General features: G+C 62.3%; 14 protein-coding genes. 6 read left to right on the forward strand and 8 right to left on the reverse strand.

Annotation, left to right across the window (positions count from 1 at the left end):
* Window positions 1–458: 458 nt before the first annotated feature.
* The 3 genes from AB5Y98_RS05245 to AB5Y98_RS05255 form a co-directional block, all read right to left on the reverse strand.
* Window positions 459–1007 carry an NAD(P)H nitroreductase gene (locus AB5Y98_RS05245; RefSeq protein ID WP_017779913.1) on the reverse strand — a complete coding sequence of 183 codons (549 nt, stop codon included), beginning with the start codon at window positions 1005–1007 and terminating at the stop codon, window positions 459–461.
* A gap of 37 nt (window positions 1008–1044) precedes the next feature.
* Complete coding sequence (locus AB5Y98_RS05250) at window positions 1045–2499, reverse strand: autotransporter domain-containing protein (RefSeq protein WP_368231466.1); 1455 nt, start codon at window positions 2497–2499, stop codon at window positions 1045–1047.
* Between the two features lie 802 nt (window positions 2500–3301).
* The gene (locus AB5Y98_RS05255) at window positions 3302–5323 is read right to left on the reverse strand and encodes an NADPH-dependent 2,4-dienoyl-CoA reductase (RefSeq protein WP_279485528.1); all 2022 of its coding nucleotides are present in this window, start codon (window positions 5321–5323) and stop codon (window positions 3302–3304) included.
* A gap of 310 nt (window positions 5324–5633) precedes the next feature.
* On the opposite strand from AB5Y98_RS05255, the gene sppA reads away from it, so the two are divergent.
* Entirely contained in the window at window positions 5634–7478 is a 1845-nt protein-coding gene (sppA, locus tag AB5Y98_RS05260; RefSeq protein WP_368231467.1) for a signal peptide peptidase SppA, read from the forward strand.
* A gap of 60 nt (window positions 7479–7538) precedes the next feature.
* Here the strand turns inward: sppA and AB5Y98_RS05265 are convergent, their stop codons facing one another.
* Both AB5Y98_RS05265 and AB5Y98_RS05270 read right to left on the reverse strand, forming a co-directional pair.
* Window positions 7539–8096: an NUDIX domain-containing protein gene (locus AB5Y98_RS05265; protein WP_139723866.1), complete on the reverse strand. Its 558-nt coding sequence runs from the start codon at window positions 8094–8096 to the stop codon at window positions 7539–7541.
* 6 nt (window positions 8097–8102) lie between these two features.
* Window positions 8103–8903 carry a DUF2989 domain-containing protein gene (locus AB5Y98_RS05270; protein WP_005297998.1) on the reverse strand — a complete coding sequence of 267 codons (801 nt, stop codon included), beginning with the start codon at window positions 8901–8903 and terminating at the stop codon, window positions 8103–8105.
* A gap of 197 nt (window positions 8904–9100) precedes the next feature.
* On the opposite strand from AB5Y98_RS05270, the gene AB5Y98_RS05275 reads away from it, so the two are divergent.
* Window positions 9101–10531 carry a glyceraldehyde-3-phosphate dehydrogenase gene (locus AB5Y98_RS05275; protein ID WP_368231468.1) on the forward strand — a complete coding sequence of 477 codons (1431 nt, stop codon included), beginning with the start codon at window positions 9101–9103 and terminating at the stop codon, window positions 10529–10531.
* Window positions 10532–10571: 40 nt separating this feature from the next.
* A complete protein-coding gene (locus tag AB5Y98_RS05280) occupies window positions 10572–10865 on the forward strand; it encodes a YeaC family protein (RefSeq protein WP_024941476.1) in 294 nt (97 codons plus the stop codon).
* Window positions 10866–11246: 381 nt separating this feature from the next.
* Here the strand turns inward: AB5Y98_RS05280 and ansA are convergent, their stop codons facing one another.
* Window positions 11247–12254 carry an asparaginase gene (gene ansA, locus AB5Y98_RS05285; RefSeq protein WP_005297986.1) on the reverse strand — a complete coding sequence of 336 codons (1008 nt, stop codon included), beginning with the start codon at window positions 12252–12254 and terminating at the stop codon, window positions 11247–11249.
* A 513-nt stretch (window positions 12255–12767) separates the two neighbouring features.
* Here ansA and gltS point away from each other — a divergent pair.
* Window positions 12768–13967: a sodium/glutamate symporter gene (gene gltS, locus AB5Y98_RS05290; RefSeq protein WP_017780300.1), complete on the forward strand. Its 1200-nt coding sequence runs from the start codon at window positions 12768–12770 to the stop codon at window positions 13965–13967.
* Between the two features lie 186 nt (window positions 13968–14153).
* On the opposite strand, the gene AB5Y98_RS05295 is transcribed toward gltS, so the two are convergent.
* Window positions 14154–16025 (reverse strand): methyl-accepting chemotaxis protein, encoded by a 1872-nt coding sequence (locus AB5Y98_RS05295; protein WP_017780299.1) that lies wholly within the window; start codon window positions 16023–16025, stop codon window positions 14154–14156.
* A 254-nt stretch (window positions 16026–16279) separates the two neighbouring features.
* Here AB5Y98_RS05295 and prfB point away from each other — a divergent pair.
* Window positions 16280–17378 (forward strand): peptide chain release factor 2 gene (gene prfB, locus AB5Y98_RS05300; RefSeq protein WP_099358782.1). Its coding sequence is split into 2 segments (ribosomal slippage): window positions 16280–16354 and window positions 16356–17378, totalling 1098 coding nucleotides; the frame shifts between segments, so codons are not numbered across the junction.
* A gap of 24 nt (window positions 17379–17402) precedes the next feature.
* The gene (lysS, locus tag AB5Y98_RS05305) at window positions 17403–18938 is read left to right on the forward strand and encodes a lysine--tRNA ligase (RefSeq protein ID WP_005297982.1); all 1536 of its coding nucleotides are present in this window, start codon (window positions 17403–17405) and stop codon (window positions 18936–18938) included.
* A 132-nt stretch (window positions 18939–19070) separates the two neighbouring features.
* On the opposite strand, the gene AB5Y98_RS05310 is transcribed toward lysS, so the two are convergent.
* The gene (locus AB5Y98_RS05310; protein ID WP_368231469.1) at window positions 19071–19877 is read right to left on the reverse strand and encodes a PhzF family phenazine biosynthesis protein; all 807 of its coding nucleotides are present in this window, start codon (window positions 19875–19877) and stop codon (window positions 19071–19073) included.
* Window positions 19878–20048: the final 171 nt, after the last annotated feature.

Consider the following 20048-nt stretch of genomic DNA (forward strand, 5'->3'; position numbering starts at 1 on the left):
CTGTAAAAAGGTGACCTTTCCGGTCCTAGGAGGTTGAGGGTACCGGTACCTAAAAAACGCCCAAAAAAATGAAGCCCAATGTCATCAAGACCATGATGGTCTGTAAAAAGGTGACCTTTCCGGTCCTAGGAGGTTGAGGGTACCGGTACCTAAAAAGCGCCCAAAAAAATGAAGCCCAATGTCATCAAGACGTTGGGCTGTAAAAAGGTGCTACGGAATTGCGACTCTCATCGCAGAAAATTAGAAGGGGTCACCTTCTAAACTGGCACAGGGATATTAACGAGGCGCAAACGTTTTACATAGCGTAATAAACCAGGATTGAGAACGGCATCTCACTATTTAAAAAATTCCCTGCCAGCGACGGCCTCCCTCTTGGCAATTTTTCATTTATCAGTACAGCCTGTCGCCAGAAACAAAAAAGCCCTGACAAGTCAGGGCTTTATCGACAGTTCATCAGACTAGAAGCGGCGCACGAACTCGCTCACCGGCAGCTCGCGCAGCTTGCGGGCCTCCAGCATGGGGGTGCCGAGGTAGAGGAAGCCCACCAGCTGATCGTCTGTGCCAAGGCCAAGGCCGGCCTGGATCTGCTCGTCAAAGATAAACCAGCCGGAGCGCCAGATGCCGTTGAAGCCCTGGGCCTGGGCCGCCATCTGCATCGCCATCAGGGCGCAGCCGGCGGAGAGCTCCTGCTCCAGCCGCGGCACCTTGGGGTGCTCCTGATGGCGGGTCGCCACCGCGATCACCAGGGGCGCGCGCAGCGGAGCTTCCCGGCACTTCTTGATGCTCTCTTCATCCTCACCGCGGCTACGGGCGGCTTCCGCCAAAAGGGTGCCCAACCGCTCGCGGCCCTCCCCTTCGAACAGGATGAACTGCCAGGGGGTCAGGGTGCCGTGATCCGGCGCCCGCAGCCCGGCCTTGAGGATATTGTCGAGTACCTCTCCGGCGGGAGCCGGCTCGGCCAGACGGCCACAGGAGTGGCGGTTGAGCAATAACGTCAGTGCATCCATCAAAATCTCCTTCATTGAGAAAAGGTCGGGCCTAGGCTCAGAATGACCTGGAAAGATTGAGCCTCCATTCCCAGACATTCAGCCCCCCCTGACCCAGGCTGAGATAACCGGTACTGGCCGTGACCGTGGTGTCTCCACCCAGCAGAGTGCGCAGCCCGACCCGCATAGTGCCGCTCAACGGCTGGGTGCGGGCCATGTCCAGATTGCCCGTCAGGATATAGCCATCGTTAGGTCTCTCAAAGCCATAATCGAGACCCAGTTCCCCATAAGGCATCACCGGCACACCATCGCGGGTATGATAGAGCCGGCTCAGCTCCAGCGTCCCCGTCAGGTTGCCCTGGTTGTAACTGTCGCTCCCCCGTTCCAGCTGCAGGGGAAGGCCACGGTAATCCCCTTGCAACCGATAGCCGTCACTGCGGCCATGACTGTAACTGATCGCTAGTCGGGGACGGAGGGTGAACGCGTCCCACTCGAACTGGGCCGAGCCCCCCAGGTTGCCGCTCACGGACGTCGAACCGTAGTCACCGCTGAGAAACAACAAGCCTTGCTCGTTGTCCATCCAGCCATACATCAGGGTCGCATCCAGCATCCAGCGTTTCGACAATTGATAAGTGAAGTAGGGGCCCAGATTGTAGCCCCCTGCAGCCAGCCTCATTCCCCCTTCGAAGGCACTTGCCTTGCTGTCGAGTCGGGAGACGGCAAATCCCAGCGACATAGCCTGATCGAGACGAGTCTCTGCCCCCAAGGTAAACACATTGGTACTGCCGGACAGATCGCTCCCTTCCCGGTGATCCGCTATGTCGTAGTAGACCTCGTCCCCCCACAAGGCCCAGCGTCTGGGCTGTGGCTGCCCCACCACAACCACAGCCTCCCGGGAAGAGGGACAATCCGGATATCGATCGCGCAGAGTGGGCGGCAGCTGTGCTCGCTCGTCTGCCATGACGCACAATCTGGTTTCATTCCAGGCGCGCTCGCTCGCCAGCTCTCCGGCCGGATGCGTTACCATCGGGAGCACAGGTGTGGGCAGCAGACCTGTGGGCGGCTGTAAAACTCCGGGTCGAGTCGGCATCACTCCCTGCGGCGGCAGAGTGCCAACCGGCGGTGTTACGCCGCCGGGCAGGGTCGGCATCATCCCCTGTGGCGGTAAAGTGCCCACCGGCGGTGTTACGCCGCCGGGCCGGGTCGGCATCATCCCCAGCGGCGGCAAAGTGCCCATCGGCGGTGTTACGCCACCGGGCCGGGTCGGCATCATCCCCTGTGGCGGTAAAGTGCCCACCGGCGGTGTTACGCCGCCGGGCAGGGTCGGCATCATCCCCTGCGGCGGCAAAATGCCCATCGGTGGTGTTACGCCGCCGGGCCGGGTCGGCATCATCCCCTGCGGCGGCAAAGTGCCCATCGGCGGTGTTACGCCGCCAGGCCGGGTCGGCATCATCCCCTGCGGCGGCAAAGTGCCCATCGGTGGTGTTACGCCGCCGGGCCGAATCGGCATCATCCCCTGCGGCGGCAAAGTGCCCATCGGCGGTGTTACGCCGCCGGGCCGGGTCGGCATCATCCCCTGTGGCGGCAGAGTACCTATCGGCGGTGTTACACCGCTCTCGGGAGGCAAAACAGCGATAGGAGGGAGCGGCCTGGTCGGCAGAGTGGGCGGAGTGAAATTACCGGGAAAGGTGAAATGTCCATTTTGCTGGTTATCCGTATCGAGCAGGACTCGTTTACCTGATGTCGTATCCAGATAGGCATATAGCTTGTGGGTACCGCCGTTTTGTACCTCGGGTGACAGGGTCAGATGCAGGCCTCTGCGGTCCTGACTCCAGTTGTCATAGACTTGCCCCTGCTTGGCCGACTCCACCTCAAACTGGCCGGATGACACGGCTGAGAGCCAGACCGAATGCAGTTGATCGCTGGTCCAGCCAAGAAAGATCAATCTGCCGGCTGGATCCGCCAACGCCGGTGAGCAATACAGCATCACCGCCAATGCGACTGAGCCAACACGAGGAGCAGGGTTGCAGACTGGGTTTATGGGTGTTGCCGGGCACATGGTAATGTCCTTATTGCCTTGTCCGGGAGAGGGGATTGGTCGACACGTTCAGGCCAATGGTGGCACCAAGGGGGCATATCTGGCTTGCTGAGCCTGCCCCCGTCTGGCGGTACATCCCTCATGACGCCAGACAGGTATTTGTTGACCCTATGTTAATTTCAGTCAAGCCACAAGCGCCGGCTCTGCCAGAGCAAGGAGATTTCCTATGCAAAGAGGGGCTTGTCGCCCCTCTCGCTTTCCCGTGCCTGAACCTCTTCTAGATGAGGGCCGCCAGCTCGGCCCCCTGGCGGATGGCGCGCTTGGCATCCAGCTCGGCGGCCACATCGGCGCCGCCGATGATGTGTACCGGCTTGCCCGCCGCCTGCAGACCGGCCTGCAGCTCCTTGAGCGGCTCCTGGCCGGCGCAGATGATCACCTGATCCACCGGCAGGCACTGCTGCTGGTCGCCCACCCGGATGTGAAGCCCCTCGTCGTCGATGCGCAGATACTGCACGCCGGAGAGCATCTCCACCTTGCGGTTCTTCAAGACGGTGCGGTGGATCCAGCCAGTGGTCTTGCCCAGGCCATCGCCCACCTTGCTCTCCTTGCGCTGGAGCAGCCAGATCTGGCGCTCGGGGGCGTCGATCACCGGGGTCGTCAGACCGCCGCGCTCGCCGAGCTGCTTGTCGATGCCCCACTCCTTGAGCCAGTGATCCCGGCTCTGGCCCCCATCCGCCCGTTTTTCCACCAGATATTCGGCCACGTCGAAGCCGATGCCGCCGGCGCCGATCACCGCCACCTTCTCGCCCACCGGCTTGTGATCCCGCAGCACGTCCAGGTAACTCAGCACCTTGGGATGCTCGATACCCGGAATGTTGGGGGTGCGCGGGCGGATACCGGTGGCGAGGATCACCTCGTCAAAGCCGCCGCCAAGCAAGCTCTCGGCACTCTGGCGCTGGCCCAGATAGAGCTCGACGCCGCACTTCTCCAGCCGCTTGGCAAAGTAGCGCAGGGTTTCGTGAAACTCCTCCTTGCCCGGGATCTGCTTGGCGAAGTTGAACTGGCCACCGATCTCGCTGGCTTGATCGAACAGGCTCACCTGATGGCCGCGCTCGGCGGCGTAGCAGGCAAACGCCAGCCCGGCCGGACCTGCGCCCACCACCGCCAGCTTCTTGGGCTGGGGCACACGGCCGAAGTTGAGCTCGGTCTCGAAGCAGGCACGCGGATTGACCAGGCAGGAGGCACGCTTCTGCTTGAAGATGTGGTCGAGGCAGGCCTGGTTGCAGGCGATGCAGGTGTTGATCTCGTCCGCTCTGTCTTCGGCGGCCTTGATGACGAATTCGGGGTCGGCCAGGAAGGGGCGCGCCATGGAGACCATATCCGCCTCGCCGCCCGCCAGAATGCGCTCGGCCACCTCGGGGGTGTTGATGCGGTTGGTGGTGATAAGCGGCACCTTGAGGTGTTTTTTCAGCTCCGCCGTCACCCAACTGAAGGCGCCGCGCGGCACGCTGGTGGCGATGGTGGGAATGCGCGCCTCGTGCCAGCCGATGCCGGTGTTGATGAGAGTGACCCCCACCTGCTCCAGCGCCTTGCCAAGCGCAATCACCTCTTCCAGGGTCGAGCCCTGCTCCACCAGATCCAGCATGGAGAGGCGGAAGATGATGATGAAATCCGGCCCGACCCGCTCGCGGATGGCGCGGACGATCTCCACCGGGAAGCGCATGCGGTTTTCACTGCTGCCACCCCAGCCGTCGGTGCGCTTGTTGGTGCGCTCGCAGATGAACTGGTTGATGAGGTAGCCTTCCGAGCCCATCACCTCGACCCCGTCGTAGCCCGCGCTCCTGGCCAGTTGCGCGGTGGAGGCGAAGTCGCGGATGGTGCCGCGGATCTGCCGTTCGCTCATGGCGCGCGGCTTGAACGGAGAGATGGGGGCCTTGAGGGCACTCGGCGCCAGGCTGAACGGATGATAGGCGTAGCGGCCGGCATGGAGGATCTGCAGCGCTATCTTGCCCCCTTCCTGATGCACCGCACTGGTCACCTTCTTGTGCTTGGCCACCTGCCAGGGAAAGCTCAGCTGGGAGCCGTGGGGCACCAGCCGACCGCGCAGGTTGGGGGCGATGCCGCCGGTCACGATGAGGCCGACCCCGCCCCGGGCCCGCTCGCCATAGAAGGCGGCTAGCTTGTCAAAGCCCCCCTTCTCCTCTTCGAGGCCGGTGTGCATGGATCCCATCAACACGCGGTTGCGCAGCTGGGTAAAGCCCAGATCGAGGGGGGTCAGCAGGGTCGGGTAACGGCTCATCATGAACTCCTTTTCGGGGCCGGGCTGGATGGCACCACGCCCATCCCCCACCGTCCGGACTCAGGCCTGGAACAAGGCGGCAGCATGGGTGGGCGGCTCACAGGGCCTCCAGTTAATTTTTTGTTATCAAACCGAGGCTAGAGTAAAGAATCAAAAATGCTTTTTCAAACAAATGTTTGGACAATTTTTCGGCGAACAGACGTGTTCCGAACTCACCGGCTCCGATCCTCTCCAAGCGGAAATGGCATTTCACCGGCCAACTGGTTAATAATGGCGCTTCCCTCCCCATTAACAGGGCGATAACGCGACTATGTCTATTTTCAAAGGTCTGGGTTGGCTGTTTCGCAGCCTGTGGCGCCTGCTCAATTTCACCCGGCTGATGCTGGTCAATCTGCTGTTTCTCGTCGTGGTCTTGATCATCGTCTTCAGCGTCAGCCAGAAAGAGGCCCCCAGCGCCCCCATCGAAGGGGCCCTCACCCTCAATCTCTCCGGCGTACTGGTGGAACAGCGCTCGCAAACCGATCCCACGGTGCAGCTGCTGCGCCAGGTGGATAACAGCGACGAGCTGCCCAGCGAGATCGTCCTCTCCGATCTGCTGTGGGCCATCAAGAACGCCAAGGATGACGATCGCATCAAGGCGCTGGTGATCAAGCCCCAGGGGCTGCAGGGCACCAGCTTCTCCAAACTGCAGGAGGTGGCGAACGCCATCGATGCATTCAAGGAGAGCGGCAAGCCGGTCATCGCCATGGCCGACTTCTACACTCAGGGCCAGTACCTGCTGGCCGCCCACGCCGATCACGTGCTGCTCAACCAGAGCGGCGCCGTGGTGATCGAGGGGCTCGGCGTCTACCAGACCTACTACAAGTCGGCGCTGGAGAAGCTCAACATCACCCCGCACGTGTTCAAGGTCGGTACCTACAAGTCTTTCGTCGAACCCTATACCCGCGACGAGATGTCCCCCGAGAGCAAGGAGGCAAACCAGCGCTGGCTGGATCAGCTGTGGCAATCCTATGTGACCGACGTGGCCGAGCAGCGTGAAATCGAACCGGACGCCGTGGCACCGGGCAAGGATCGCTTCCTCGAGCTGCTGCGCAAGGCCGGCGGCAACGCGGCCAACTACGCCCTCGACAACGGTCTGGTGGACCAGCTGGCCACCCGCGACGAGATGACCCAGGCGGTGATCAAGGAAGTGGGCGAGAGCGATGACCACGGTTGGAAGGGGGTGGGCCTCAAGGAGTACCTGGCCGCCATTCCGAGCCAGTATCCCCAGAGCGGCAAGGATGAGGTGGGCCTCATCGTCGCCAGCGGCGCCATCATGGATGGTATCCAGCCTGCCGGCACCATAGGCGGTGACAGCCTCTCCGATCTACTGGCCGATGCTCGCCGCGACGACAAGGTGAAGGCCGTGGTGCTGCGGGTCGACAGCCCAGGCGGCAGCGCCTTCGCCGCCGAGCAGATCCGCGCCGAGCTGCTGGCCCTCAAGCAGGCCGGCAAGCCGGTGGTGATCTCCATGGGCAGCTACGCCGCCTCCGGCGGTTACTGGATCTCCGCCGATGCGGACAAGATCTTCGCCTCCCCCACCACCCTCACCGGCTCCATCGGGGTGTTCGGCATGTTCGCCACCATCGACAAGGCACTCTCCCAGTACGGGGTGCACACCGACGGTGTTGGCACCACCGACTATGTCGGCGTCGGCCTGACCCGTGCCCTGCCGGAACACGTCGGCCAGGCGATCCAGCTGAGCGTGGAAGATACCTACCAGCGTTTCGTCGGTCTGGTGAGCAAGGGCCGTGGCCTGAGCCCGGAAGAGACCGAGAAAGCGGCCGAGGGCCGGGTCTGGACCGGTCAGGATGCCAAGGCGTTGGGCCTGGTGGACGAGTTTGGCGATCAGGAGGCGGCCATCAAGGCGGCAGCCGAGCTGGCCAACCTCAAGGAGTGGCAGGTCGCCCCCATCGAGCAGGAAGAGTCGGCCAAGGACAAGTTCCTGCGCCAGCTGTTCGACAGCAGCGCCCAGGTGCTGGCTTCGCACCTGCAGAGCTGGCTGCCGGCCGGCCTTGGCAAGGCGCTGGTGGAGGTGAACCGCAGCCTGGACCCGCTGACCCGCTTCAACGATCCGCAGGGCACCTACGCCCTCTGCCCGGTCTGCACGCCCTGATCGGCAACCAACATAAAAAAACCGCCAATCGGCGGTTTTTTTATGGTGCAGTGAAAGTGCTCAGCCCAGCAGGCCGGCACCGTGCCAGTGCTGCAGTTCGGCCAGCACCCGGGTCTCCCGCGCCGTCCACTGGGGGCAGGAGCCCGCCAGCTGGGTCTTGTTGGTCTGCAGCGCCTCGGCCAGCTCGAACCAGCCTGGCGTAAAGCCGAGCCTGATCTCGTAGGGCTGGGGCCGCGGCTCGCTCCAGTTCTCCCCCACCTGACAGAGGTAGTAGAAGGAACGGATGCAGTAGGCGTCGTAGTCGGCCTCGCGGGCCGGGCGGTACTCCCGCGTCTGCCCGAGCAGGGCGCCGACCGCCACCAGCTCGGCCCCACACTCTTCGCGCAGCTCGCGGGCCAGGGCCGTGTTGTGGCACTCCCCGTGCTCGATGCCACCACCGGGAAACATGAGATCGCCGTTGACACTGGAGTGCACCAGCAGCAGCTGGTCGCCACGCAGCACGACGGCCCGGACTGTGACCCGCTCCAGCTGGCGGCCATCCGTATTGACCCGGCCGTGGGTGAGCCGGATGTCGAAGGGGTGCGGCCAGTCGCTGGCCAGAGGTTCAATGTGGTTCATCAGGATTCAGGGACGATAGGTTCCGCTTTTCAGCTGTTCGACCAGGATAGCGGCCTGGCTGTCCAGACCCTCCTGCTGTTGTTTGCTCAGGGAGTGGTAGAGGCTGAAACGGCTGGCCGACACCTCGGCGGCGTTCTGGAACGACTCGCTCACCTTGCCCCACAGATAGGCCTGCCCGTACTCCTTCTGGCCCATGTAGAGGGTGCTGAGGGAGGTAAGGATGCGGCCGTTCACCTGATCCCCTTCCCGGTAGAGAGAGAGGGCGTGCTGCATCAGCGCGATGGCCTTTTGCGGCTCGCGCTTGGCATAGATGCCCCCGAGCGCCAGCTGCAGTTCGGGCTCCTCCAGCGCGGGCTGCCCCTCCAGCGCCAGAAACTGCTGGCGGGCCAGCTCGTTGGTGTTGTTGGTCCAGTGCCAGAGCAGCAGATAGGGATCCTTGGCGTTGCGGGTAGCAGCATCGAGCTGGGCCAGCTGGTCGCCAGCCGCCAGCATCCCCTCCACCCGCGGGCTCTTCTGCTCGCGGGCCCGCTTGTACTCGATGTTGGTGGAGCGCTCGGCGCACTTGAGGTAGCGCTCCAGGCTGCGCATCAACTCGTACTGATGCCGCTCCGTCTGCTCCGCCTGCAGGTAGTAGCGAGCCCGGATGATGTCGCTGCGCTCGTAACGACACCAGCCGTCGTCCACCAGATCCTGACAGAGGGCCGGATAGTTGGCACAGATGTTGTGGATCCTGTCATCGTCACAGGCGGTGAGCACCAGGCCGCAACAGAGGCCGAACAGCAGGGTTCTAGCTGGAAAAGGGGTCATGGTTCACATCTTGTTGGTAACAATTGCAGCCCGCTATAGCCACCCTTGGCTAGCAAACGAATTACATATCCATTACAATGCGCGCGCCGTATAAGGCCGCGACTGCAGAATAATATAACGAAATATACACCCCTACACTGATCTGCATTCGACGAATTTCTATTTGCCCCAACAACGTGAAATAAAGGATCTGGTTAATGACCCACGAGCACTATCTGCAAGCGTGGCAGGAGAGCCAGGAGCTCGCCGAAGCCATGCAACCCCTGATCGGTCGCCTCTACCGTCAGCAAGGGATCGAGATCACCATCTTCGGCCGCCCGCTGCAAAACGCCTCCACCATCGATATCCTCAAGGCCCACCGGGTCGTTCGCCGCCACCAGGGAGCCCCCCTCCCGATCCAACAGAGCTTTCCCCTGCTGCAAGCCATCCTGGCCCTGAACCCGACCGCCGCCGAGATCGATCTGGGCAAGCTGGCCGTGGGTTACTGGCAGGATCACCAGGATGAAGCCGGCATCGACGACTACCTGCGTGCCAAGCTGGCACCGGCTCTGGGTCGCGGCGTACCGGCTCCGACCGACGTGGTGTTGTACGGCTTCGGCCGCATCGGCCGTCTGCTGGCCCGGTTGCTGATCGAGCGCACCGGCGCCGCCAACTCCCTGCGACTGCGCGCCATCGTGGTGCGTGGCGGCCGCGACGGGGATCTGGAGAAGCGTGCCAGCCTGCTGCGCCGTGACTCGGTGCACGGCCCCTTCAACGGCTCCATCGAAGTGGATGCCGCGCGCAGCGCCATCATCGCCAATGGCACCTTCATCCAGGTGATCTATGCAAACAGCCCGGCCGACATCGACTACACCGCCTACGGCATTCACGATGCGCTGATCGTCGACAACACCGGCGTCTGGCGTGACGAGACGGGTCTCTCCGAGCACCTCAAGGCGCGCGGCGCCGCCCGGGTGCTACTGACCGCTCCCGGCAAGGGGGAGATGAAGAACGTGGTGTTCGGGGTCAACCACGAGGTGATCGGGCCCGATGACAAGATCATCTCCGCCGCCTCCTGCACCACCAACGCCATCACTCCTGTGCTCAAGGTGATGCAGGACAAGTACGGCATCCGTCACGGTCACGTGGAGACGGTCCACTCCTACACCAACGACCAGAACCTCATCGACAACTATCACAAGGGCGAGCGACGCGGTCGCAGCGCGGCCCTCAACATGGTGATGACCAGCACCGGCGCCGCCAAGGCGGTGGCCAAGGCGCTGCCCGAGCTCAAGGGCAAGCTGACCGGCAACGCCATCCGGGTGCCGACTCCCAACGTGTCGCTGGCCATCATCAACCTGTCGCTGGAGCAGACCACCGATCGGGAGAGCCTCAACGCCTATCTGCAGCAGATGGCGCTGAGCTCCGCCCTGCATCGCCAGATCGACTTCAGCGCCAGCACCGAGCTGGTCTCCTCCGACATGGTGGGCTCCCGCTTTGCGGGCATCGTCGATTCCCAGGCCACCATCGCCGAGGGGGATCACTGCGTGCTCTACGTGTGGTATGACAACGAGTTCGGGTACAGTTGTCAGGTAGTGCGGGTGATGGAGCAGATGGCTGGCGCAGTTCGCCAGGATCTGCCGGTCTGATCCCGATTCGTCATGGCTCAATGTGCAAGGAGAAGGCAGGATGTCGTTTCAACAAGGTGAGTTTTTGCAAGCAATCAGGCAGATGCCCGCAGAGGTGTACGAGCGGCTCAAGACCGCGGTCGAGCTCGGCAAGTGGCCCGATGGCAAGCCGCTCACCGACGAGCAGAAAGCCACGTCGCTGCAGGCCGTGATGGCCTGGCAGGCGATGCACCTCGACAACCCCGAGCACATGAACATCGGCCGTGACGGCGAGATCGTGATGAAGAGCAAGAGCGAGCTCAAGCGCCAGTATCGCGACGAGGAAGAGATAGTGCGGGTCGACCTCAGCCACTGAGGCAGGCCGCACGTCACCTATCGCGGTAACGAAACGAAAGAGGGGAGCCATAATGGCTCCCCTCTTTTTTATCTCTGCAAAGTGATCCCCCTCATCCCCAGCCCTTCTCCCGCCAGGGGAGAAGGGAGCAGGCTCGCAGCTGCGAACCGTAAGCGGGCCACCTGCCGGCGATCTTCATGGCAAGCTTCGCGGCCAACAGCACCTCGAGCTATCCCCTCTCCCCCCATGGTAGGGAGGTCAGAAGCTGTTCACGACCTGTCGCGAGAAGACGTCAGCAAGGTGAAGAGCAGCGCAGGAACCGGAGTGTATACGCATACATGAGGATTCCGAGCAGCACATGAGCCTTGATCACGGCTTCGCAGTAAGGTCGTGGACAGTTTCTCAGGGGGTCAGCTCACCACGCAGGGATTGCTGCATCAGCTCGCGGATGCGCGGCGCCGGCAGATCCTGGCTCAGCAGGAAGTGCAGCTTGGTCAGCGCCGCCTCGGCGGTCATGTCGAAGCCCGAGATGACCCCGGCCCGCGACAGGGCGTTGCCGGTGGCATAGCCCCCCATGTTGACCTTGCCGTGCAGACACTGGCTCAGGTTGACGATGATGACGCCACGGGCCGATGCCTCGGAGAGCAGCGCCAGCATGGCCGGATTCTGCGGCGCATTGCCCACCCCGAACGAGAGCAGGATCAGCGCCCGCACCGGCTGCTGCAGGATGTTCGCAATCACCTCGGCCGAGATGCCGGGATAGAGGGTCACCACACCGATGGGCTGGGGGGTGATGTCGTGCAGCACCAGCGGCCGCTCGGAGGGCACGCCCAGCTCGCCTGCCTCCAGCGAGATGGCGATGCCGGCGTTGAGCAGCGGCGGGTAGTTCGGCGAATCGAAGGCGTGGAAGCCGTCGGCGTGCACCTTCTTGCTGCGGTTGCCGCGATAGAGCTGGTTGTTGAAGAACAGCGTCACCTCGTGGATCGGGTAGTTGGCCGCGATGTAGAGGGCGTTGAGCAGGTTCTGCTGACCATCGGAGCGCAGCTCGGCGAGCGGGATCTGGGAGCCGGTGATGATCACCGGCTTGTGCAGATCCTCCAGCATGAAGGAGAGCGCCGAGGCGGTGAACGACATGGTGTCGGTGCCGTGCAGGATGACGAAACCGTCGTATTTCTCGTAGTTGTCACGAATGTCCTCGGCGATGCGCTGCCAGTCCGCCGGCGTCATGTCGGAAGAGTCGATGAGGGGCGCATATTCGTGAATATGGTAATCCGGCATCTCGGGACGATGGAACTCGGGCATCCGCGCCAGACAGTCTTCCATGAAGCCCGCCATCGGCACATAGCCGTGGTCGGAACGCTGCATCCCTATGGTGCCGCCTGTGTAGGCGATATAGATGGACTTCTTCACACCCTCTCCTCTTTGATGGGCACAACAGCCGCGAATCGTGGCTCAAACGGGACGAAACGGTGGCATCGACTGCCTGCCGCATTCGCCATGGGCCGAAAGCCCGCACATGATAGCGCGCCAGGCCGCCGGCTCACATCCCACCAGTGCCGTCCGCGGGCCAAAAACCGCCGAATTATAGGGACTGGCGCCCCAAATGACAGCCAGGAAATAGCCCTCACCCCGGCTTGCACCGCGACTAACCCGATAGTGTTAAATTTCACAACAAACACAATGAGCGACCATTTATCTGACAAATGTGGATATAAGTGGTGTTTTTTGCTACTATCCGCTCGATTTTTCATAAATCTCATCTGGATGCCTGATCAATTCAGGCCCGCACCGGTCCCATTCTTACGTGGGGCGGGGGCATGGCGCCCCTTCTTTGTTGGCACCTGAGCCACACTGTTTTTATCCCGGCTGAATCTGTGAGTCTGCATCAACGAAAGACACAGCCAATCAACATGGGAGTACTGAATGCTACAACTTGATTCCTACGCCACCCTGGTCGCAGCCACCCTGGTGTTGCTGCTCGGTCGTCTGCTGGTGACCCGAGTCGGGCTGCTGCGCACCTTCAACATCCCCAAACCGGTTGCCGGCGGCCTGGTGGTCGCCCTGGTGCTGCTGCTGCTGCGCGCCACCCTGCAGATGGAGCTGCAGTTCGATACCAGCCTGCAAACCCCGCTGATGCTGGCGTTCTTCGCCTCCATCGGTCTCTCCGCCGATCTCGCCAGCCTCAAGCGCGGCGGCAAGGCGGTGCTCACCTTCCTGCTGGTGGTCACCGGCCTGCTGCTGGTGCAGAACAGCCTGGGGGTGGGTCTAGCCACCCTGCTCGGTCTGGATCCCCACATGGGGCTGCTGGCCGGCTCCATCACCCTCTCCGGCGGCCACGGCACCGGGGCGGCCTGGGGCGCCACCTTCACCGAGAAGTACGGGGTGCAATCCGCCGCCGAGCTCGCCATCGCCTGTGCCACCTTCGGCCTGGTGCTGGGGGGCCTGATCGGTGGTCCGGTGGCCCGCTATCTGGTGAAGAAGGTGCAGGTGCCCGGCGAGGAGCACAACCGGGACGACGCGCCACAAGGCTTCGAGATGCCGGACATGGAGCGCCCGCTCACCACCTTCAGCCTGATCGAGACCCTGGCGCTGATCGCCATCAGCCTGAAGGGGGGCGAGATGCTCTCCGCCTACCTCAAGGGCGGCGCCTTCGAGCTGCCGGTGTTCGTCTGCGTGCTGTTCGTCGGCGTGCTGCTGCGCAACGTGCTGACCCTGCTCAACTGGCACGAGGTGAGCGACCGCGAAGTCTCCCTGCTCGGCAACGTCAGTCTGTCGCTGTTCCTGGCGATGGCGCTGATGAGCCTGCGACTGTGGGATCTGGCCAACCTGGCGCTGCCCATCTTCATCCTGCTGGCGGCCCAGACCGTGGCCATGGCGCTCTACGCCATCTTCGTCACCTTCCGGGTAATGGGCCGCAACTACGATGCGGCCGTGCTGGCAGCGGGCCACTGCGGCTTTGGTCTGGGGGCCACCCCCACCGCCATCGCCAACATGCAGGCCATCACCCAGCGCTTCGGCCCCTCCCACCTGGCGTTTCTGGTGGTGCCCATGGTGGGCGCCTTCTTCATCGACATCATCAACGCCATGGTGATCAAGCTGTTCCTGGCACTGCCCTTCCTGTAATTCCTTTCCCGTCAGACGTATATGAACAGAGCCCACCCCCCTGGTGGGCTCTGCCATTTCTGCTCGCCAGCTTCTCTGCACCACTTCCTTCATGGATAGCCGTGGCGAGACCCATAAACAAAAAGCCCCGCGCTCGGCAGAGTGCGGGGCTTGGTCATGGCGGCCGTGCTCGCCGCGTTCAGGCACTTACAGGATAAAGGTCGAGACCTGCTTGTTCAGGTCGGTGGCCCGCCCCTTGAGGCTCTCGGCCTGATCCAGATCGCGCATGGCAGCGGCGGTGATCTCGTCACTCACATCCTTGATGGCGGTGGTGTTCTGGGTGATCTCGCCGGTCACCTGGGTCTGCTCCTCGGCGGCCGTGGCGATCTGGCCCGCCATGTCGGAGATGAGGCTGACTGCCTGGGTGATCTCTTCGAGCGCAGCGGCGGCGGCATCGGCGTCTTTCACGCTGTTGTCCGCCAGCCCCTGACTGGTCTGCATCAGGCTCACCGCACGGGCCGTGGTCTGCTGCAGGGTCTCGATGGTGGACTGGATCTCCTGGGTGGAGTCCTGGGTACGGCGCGACAGCACCCGCACCTCGTCCGCCACCACCGCGAAACCGCGACCCTGTTCACCGGCGCGGGCCGCTTCGATGGCCGCGTTCAGCGCCAGCAGGTTGGTTTGCTCGGCGATACCCTGAATGGTGGAGAGGATGCCGGAGATGGCCTGGGCGTGGCGGCTCAGCTCGCCGATCACCTCGGTCGCCTGCCCCACTTCCTCGGCCAGACCGTTGATGGACTGACGGGTCTGGTTCACCAGCATCTTGCCCTGCTCACTGCTCTGGGCGGACTGCTGGGCCGCGGCGGCGGTGTTCTCGGCGTTGCCGGCGATCTCCATGGTGGCGCTCGCCATCTCGGTAACCGCGGTGGCGACCATGGTCACCTCCTGCTGCTGGCGCTGCAACTCGTCCACGGCGGCCTGGTTGGTCACCAGACTGCGCTCGGCATCGGCGTTCAGCTCGTTGGCCAGCTGACGGATGTTGCCGATCAGCTGGTGCTGGCTGCCGACGAAGCGGTTGAAGCTGTTGGCCAGCTGACCCACCTCGTCGTTGGTGTCGATCTTGATGCGCTGGGTCAGATCGCCGTTACCGTCGGCGATGCGGGCCAGGGCCTGGGAGACCTTGCCAAGGGGCCCCAACAGCAGGCTGACCAGCCAGGAGATGGCGAGGATGCTGCCTACCAGCACCAGCAGGGCCAGGCCAAGCTGGGTCATCAGCAGGGAAGAGAGCGGCGCCTCCAGGGTCTCCTTGTCCAGCACCAGCACCAGCTCCCAGTCGGTGTCGGGGATATCCACCGCCCACAGCAGCTTGTCGCGCCCTTCGCCGTCGAAGTAGGCCGGCACCAGGCTGTTGCTGGTCTTGCTCTGCTCGATCAGGGCATTGGTCAGATCGTTGTCGATCTCAGTGGCCGGTTTCATCGCCTTGGCCGCGTCCTTGTAAGCGATGACGGTGCCGTCCTTGTGCATCATGATGGCGAAACCGTCGGCCGGCAGCTTCATCTTGGTGACGTCTTCCACCAAGGAGGCGATGGAGAGGTCGCCGCCGACCACGCCGCCCTGCGCCGGCTGGGCCAGGGTCACCACCATGATGTTGTAGGCCACGTCAAGGTAAGGCTTGGTGACGATCATGCCACCCTTGCCCATCGCCTCCTGATACCAGCCGCGGGAGCGGGGATCGTAACCGTCACGATTGATGGAGGGATCGGAGTCGTTCATCTTGCCGCTGCTCTCGCCAAAGTAGGTGAGCTGGAAGCGGCCGGAGACTTGCGCCTGTTGCAGGGCGTTGAGGGGTTCGGCACCGGCCTTGTTGCCGAGCGCCTGAATGACGTCGCGACGGGCCGCGAGCCAGTCACTGACGCTGGCGGCCTGCTGGTTGCCGAGGCGTTGCACCTGTTCCTGACTGCCTTGCAGCAACAGGGACTTCTGGCTGGTGTAGCTCTGCCAAGAGAGCAGCAGGATCACCAGCGAGAGGGCGATGACCACTGACAACAGTATCTTCTGCTTGAGTGATAGATTTTTCATCATGCGTTCTTCTTATGGAGGTCAGGAACAGGATTTCCCAAAAAGTGCACAGCACTGCGTAGTTATTAACGACCCGTCGGCACAAAACTGAACCGGAAAATGGGGCGGTGGGCGATATTTTCCACCGAGTTGGGGAAAACTGCACCAGAAATTGACTACCGGGCACGCACAAGGACAGCCGACCCTGTTTATTCCTTCCACAATTGGCTAGAATATCCCGTTTTTAAATCACATCGACCCCGAGAGTTTTCACGATGTTTGAAGTCAATCCTGTATTAAACAAGCTTAAGGAGCTGTCTGAGAGGACCGAGCTGCTTAGGGGGTACCTTTGACTATGACGCCAAGAAAGAGCGTCTAGAAGAGGTCAACGCCGAGCTGGAACAGCCGGACGTCTGGAATGAACCCGAGCGCGCACAGGCGCTGGGCAAGGAGCGCGTCGCGCTGGAAAACGTGGTCGGTACCATCGACACCCTGACCCAGGGTGCTGACGACGTGGCCATGCTGGTCGAGCTGGCCGTGGAAGGTGAAGACGAAGATACCTTCAACGAAGCCGTGGCCGAAGCCGACGTGCTGGAGTCCAAGCTGGTGGACCTCGAGTTCCGCCGCATGTTCTCCGGTCAGCACGATCCCTCCGACTGCTACATCGACATCCAGTCCGGCTCCGGCGGTACCGAAGCTCAGGATTGGGCCAACATGGTCCTGCGCATGTACCTGCGCTGGGGCGATGCCCACGGCTACAAGCCCGAGCTCATCGAATGCTCCGAAGGCGACGTGGCCGGCATCAAGTCCGCCACCATCAAGTTCACCGGTGAGTACGCCTTCGGCTGGCTGCGCACAGAGACCGGCGTCCACCGCCTGGTGCGCAAATCGCCGTTCGATTCCGGCGGTCGTCGCCATACCTCGTTCTGCTCCGTGTTCGTCTACCCCGAGATCGACGATGACATCGACATCGAGATCAACCCGGCCGACCTGCGCATCGACGTCTACCGTGCCTCCGGCGCCGGTGGTCAGCACGTCAACCGGACCGAATCCGCGGTACGTATTACCCACATTCCCACTGGGGTCGTGGTACAGTGCCAGAACGATCGTTCCCAGCACAAAAACAAAGATCAGTGTATGAAGCAGCTGAAAGCCAAGCTCTACGAGCTGGAAATTCAGAAGCAGAATGCCGAGAAGCAAGCCCTCGAAGAGACCAAGTCCGACATCGGCTGGGGCAGCCAGATCCGTTCCTATGTGCTGGATGATGCGCGCATCAAGGATCTACGTACCGGCGTCGAAACCCGCAATACCCAGGCGGTACTCGACGGCGATCTGGACAAGTTTATCGAAGCTAGCCTGAAGTCAGGCCTGTAAAAAAACAGAACAGCAGGAATCACCATGTCTGAACAAACCACCACTCCGGAAGTCGACCAAACTCTCGAACTGAACAACGAGATGCAGGAGCGTCGTTCCAAGCTGGCCGCCTTGCGCGCCCAGGGCAACCCCTTCCCCAACGACTTCCGTCGTGACCACCTCTCCGGCGATCTGCACGCCGAGTTTGGCGACAAGAGCGCCGACGAGCTGGCCGCACTGGGTAAACGGGTGAAGATTGCCGGTCGCATCATGACCCGCCGGATCATGGGCAAGGCGTCTTTCGCCACCCTGCAGGACATGGCAGGCAAGATCCAGGTCTACGTCACCCGTGACGACCTGCCGGAAGGCTTCTACAACGAGCAGTTCAAGAAGTGGGATCTGGGCGACATCGTGGGTGTCGAAGGTACCCTGTTCCGCACCAACACAGGCGAACTCTCCGTTCACGTCTCCGACATTCGCCTGCTGACCAAGGCCCTGCGCCCGCTGCCCGAGAAGCACAAAGGTCTGACCGACCAGGAAGCCCGCTGCCGTCAGCGTTACCTGGATCTGATCGCCAACGAAGAGTCCCGCAAGACCTTCGTGACCCGTACCAAGGTCGTGGCCGGTATCCGCAAGTTCCTGAATGACAAGCGCTTCATGGAAGTGGAAACCCCCATGATGCAGGTCATCCCGGGTGGCGCTTCTGCCCGTCCGTTCATCACCCACCACAATGCGCTGGACATCGACATGTACCTGCGTATCGCTCCGGAACTCTATCTGAAGCGTCTGGTGGTTGGTGGCTTCGAGCGTGTCTACGAGATCAACCGCAACTTCCGTAACGAAGGTATCTCCGTTCGCCATAACCCCGAGTTCACCATGCTCGAGTTCTATATGGCCTACGCCGACTACATCGATCTGATGGATCTCACCGAAGAGATGCTGCGCACCCTGGCGCAAGACATCCTGGGCGACACCAAGATCCGTTACGCCAAAGAGGGCGAAGAGGGCCTGACCATCGATTTCGGTCAGCCGTTCCAGCGTCTCTCCATGGTTGACTCCATCCTGAAGTACAACCCGGATGTGACCCGCGACGATCTGGCGACCCTGGAGAAGGCCACCGCCGTTGCCAAGCGCCTGCACATCGAGCTGATGAAGAGCTGGGAACTGGGCCACGTGATCACCGCGATCTTCGAAGAGACCGTGGAGCACATGCTGCTGCAACCGACCTTCATCACCGAGTACCCGGCCGCCGTCTCTCCGCTGGCCCGTCGCAACGACCAGAACCCGGACGTCACCGACCGCTTCGAATTCTTCATCGGCGGCCGCGAGCTGGCCAACGGCTTCTCCGAGCTGAACGATGCGGAAGATCAGGCCGAGCGCTTCCAGGCTCAGGTTGACCAGAAAGCCGCCGGCGACGACGAAGCCATGTTCTACGACGCCGACTTCGTGACCGCGCTGGAACACGGTCTGCCGCCGACTGCCGGTCAGGGTATCGGTATCGACCGTCTGGTGATGCTGTTCACCAACAGCCACACCATCCGCGACGTCATCCTGTTCCCGGCTCTGCGTCCACAAAAGTAAGCGCCGCAGGCATAAGGCCGTAGCAACACTGCTGCCGTCCATGACAATCAAAACGCCCCGCCACTGCGGGGCGTTTTTTATGGTAGGCACAAACCGGTGTGGCGAACGCTCAAGCCGCCGTCAGTCTCGCGCTTATGAGGCTGGTGGCAGCAGCCACTCCCCCTGCCACAGGGTGACGGCCTGACCGGCCATCAGCACCCTATCTCCCTGCAATTCAAGCCGCAGCTCCCCGCCCCGGGCCGAGATCTGGCGGGCCCGCAATTGCTGTTTGCCTAGCCGTTCGGCCCAGAAGGGCACCAGGGCGCAGTGGTTGGAGCCAGTCACCGGATCCTCATCCACCCCGACCCAGGGGGCGAAGTAGCGGGAGACGAAGTCATGGTCCGGATCGCGCGAGGGCGCCGTCACCATCAGGCCGCGACCGGGCAGCGTGCGCAGGGCCTGAAAATCTGGGCTGAGCGAGCGGACCTCCTCCTCGCTGGCGAGCTCCAGCAAGAACTTGGCGCCGGCCGCCAGAATTTGCAACGGCTGGCAACCGACCGCCGCCGCATAGGCCGGATCCAGAACGAGCGGCGCCGGGGCAATGCGCGGGAAATCGAGCCAGATCCACTCCCCTTCGCGCCGGGCCAGCAGCTCGCCGCTGCGGGTATCGAAACGAATGACCTCATCCTCAGCCACCGCCCCCGTCTGCCACAACACATGGGCGGCCGCTAGGGTGCCGTGGCCGCAGAGATCAACTTCCAGCTCGGGGGTAAACCAGCGCAACTGGTAGCGGGCCCGGCCCAAAGGCACCAGAAAGGCGGTCTCCGACTGGTTGAACTCGGCAGCCATGGCCAGCAAGGTGGCATCCGGCTGGCTTGGCCCCAGCGCCACCACCGCCGGGTTGCCGCCAAAGGGGTGCCGGCTGAAGGCATTGACATGAAACAAGCTGATGATCGACATTCACGCTTCCTGTGTGGGTAATACGGGCTCATTCATCGCCCTTTATACCATGAGAGCCCTGTCGACCTGAGTCGCCTTGCAACTCTCTCCATTGCCTTTTTAATGCAGTAATAGAATAAAAAAGACATTTTTATTCTTTGTTGTTATCCATCACACCCCTTAACCTGACCA

Source organism: Aeromonas sp. s3 (assembly GCF_040907805.1).
Taxonomy (GTDB): Bacteria; Pseudomonadota; Gammaproteobacteria; order Enterobacterales; family Aeromonadaceae; genus Aeromonas; species Aeromonas dhakensis.